The sequence below is a fragment of the Microcoleus sp. BM001215392 genome (assembly GCF_036700185.1).
GTDB lineage: Bacteria > Cyanobacteriota > Cyanobacteriia > Cyanobacteriales > Microcoleaceae > Microcoleus.
In genome coordinates, this window is record NZ_JAUBOJ010000646.1 from 1 (window position 1) to 2,042 (window position 2,042).

Annotated in this window: 2 protein-coding genes; both read left to right on the forward strand. The window is 43.0% G+C overall.

Annotated elements, in window-relative coordinates:
• Window positions 1-337: 337 nt before the first annotated feature.
• A complete protein-coding gene (locus QT974_RS33765) occupies window positions 338-1,075 on the forward strand; it encodes an ABC transporter ATP-binding protein (RefSeq protein WP_333472717.1) in 738 nt (245 codons plus the stop codon).
• Window positions 1,072-1,944, forward strand: coding sequence for an EamA family transporter (locus QT974_RS33770; RefSeq protein WP_333472718.1), 873 nt, complete (start codon window positions 1,072-1,074; stop codon window positions 1,942-1,944). Before QT974_RS33765 ends, QT974_RS33770 begins: the two co-directional genes overlap by 4 nt.
• Window positions 1,945-2,042 lie beyond the last annotated feature (98 nt).

Consider the following 2,042-nt stretch of genomic DNA (forward strand, 5'->3'; position numbering starts at 1 on the left):
ACAATGTCCGCCTGCGCGGACTAAGAGTTAGAGTTACATTCTTTTCGTAAGTAAGATAAGCGGGCGATTGAAATCGCGTCTACACAAACAATGTCCGCCTGCGCGGACTAAGAGTTAGAGTTACATTCTTTTCGTAAGTAAGTAACAAGATAAGTGGGCGATTGGAAATCGCGTCTACACAAACAATGTCCGCCTGCGCGGACTAAGAGTTAGAATGATATCTCCCAGTCCTCTTGAGAGGACTTTCGCTATGAGACAGGGGTTTTTAACCCCTGGCGGACTGCTGGGAAAGCGAGAAATTTAATCGCGCCTCACAATAAAAATTATAAAACAAAAAATGCAACACAGCCCAATCCAAGCAAAAGAAAACATTCTCTTAGAACTCAAAAATCTTTGTGTAAATTATGGAGGCATTCAAGCCCTGCAAAATATCAATTTAACCGTAAATGCGGGCGAAGTTGTCAGTCTCATCGGCGCTAACGGTGCGGGGAAAAGTACCACCCTGAGAGCAATTTCTAAAATAGTTAATTTCCGGGAAGGACAAATCATCTACAGCGGGCGCGATATTAGTCGCCGCCAAGCTCACGAAGTGGTAAAATTGGGAATCGCCCACAGTCCAGAAGGGCGAAGGGTTTTGGCGCAGCAGACGGTGTTAGCTAACTTGGAATTAGGTGCTTATATTCGATCGGACTTCGCAGCCATCAAAGCCGATTTAAGCCGCCAATTCGAGATATTTCCGCGCCTTGCCGAAAGGCGGACTCAACTGGCGGGAACCCTTAGCGGCGGGGAACAGCAAATGCTGGCGATCGCCCGCGCGCTTATGAGCCGCCCGAAACTGCTATTATTAGACGAACCTAGTTTAGGCTTAGCACCTGCGATCGTCAAAGAAATTTTTGCGATCGTCCAAAACTTGCGCTCTACGGGCGTTACAATCTTGTTAGTGGAACAAAACGCGAATTTGGCGCTCCAAATTGCCGATCGGGCTTACGTACTAGAAGCTGGTAACATTACCCTCACAGGTACAGGATCGGATTTACTAAACGACGAGCGAGTCAGGAGCGCATATTTAGGTTGACTTGGTTAATTTTTGGCATTCTCACCGCTTTTTTTGAAGCCGTAAAAGACGTTTTCAGCAAGCAAAACCTGAAAAAAAACGACGAATATGTCGTAGCTTGGTCATTAGCATTTTTTTCAGCACTTTTTTTAGTACCCTTTTTATTTTTTATAAAAATACCGCAACTAAATCCCCAATTAAACCCGCTATTTTGGATGTCCTTATTAATCGGAGGAAGCATCAATGCAGTCACAGCTATCCTCTACATTAAAGCCATCAAACTGTCGGACTTATCCCTAACCGTGCCGTTAGTAGCTTTGACACCCTTATTCATGCTGCTAACTTCACCATTAATTGTCGGCGAATATCCCAACTTTTTTGATTGTATTGGAATTTTTCTCATCGTCACTGGTTCTTATCTATTAAACATCAAAGAAAAATCTCAAGGATACCTAGCCCCATTCAAAGCACTACTGCACGAACCAGGGCCTAAATTAATGTTAATCGTAGCCTTTCTCTGGAGTATCACCTCAAATTTCGACAAAATAGGCGTGCAAAACTCTTCCCCAATTTTTTGGTTGTTCTCATTGTTTACAACCATGAGTGTGTTATTGTTACCAGTTTTACTGCACAAAACACCCAACCCCAGACGCAAAATTATGCAGCAATTACCGATGCTAGCAACAATGGGTTTTGTCAATGCTTTAGGAGTTATTTTTCAGATGCAAGCTTTGACAATGACTTTAGTTGTACAAGTAATCGCAGTTAAGCGTACCAGCGTATTGATGGGTGTACTATTCGGTCATTTCATTTTTAAGGAAAAAGATATTCAGCAAAGATTGTTAGGAGCTGCTATCATGATTGTGGGAGTTTTCTTTATCACCTTATGACTTTCCAAGGTTCGTAGTGAGGAATGCGAGTCCGCTCCCAATTATAGGGTGCATCTGGTTTTTGAAGCCTGAAGAAGCATGACCGCATATAAGTTATT

Coding starts and splice junctions, on each gene's coding strand:
- QT974_RS33765 (WP_333472717.1), top strand. CDS start 338: ATGCAACACAGCCCAATCCAAGCAAAAGAAAACATTCTCTTAGAACTC.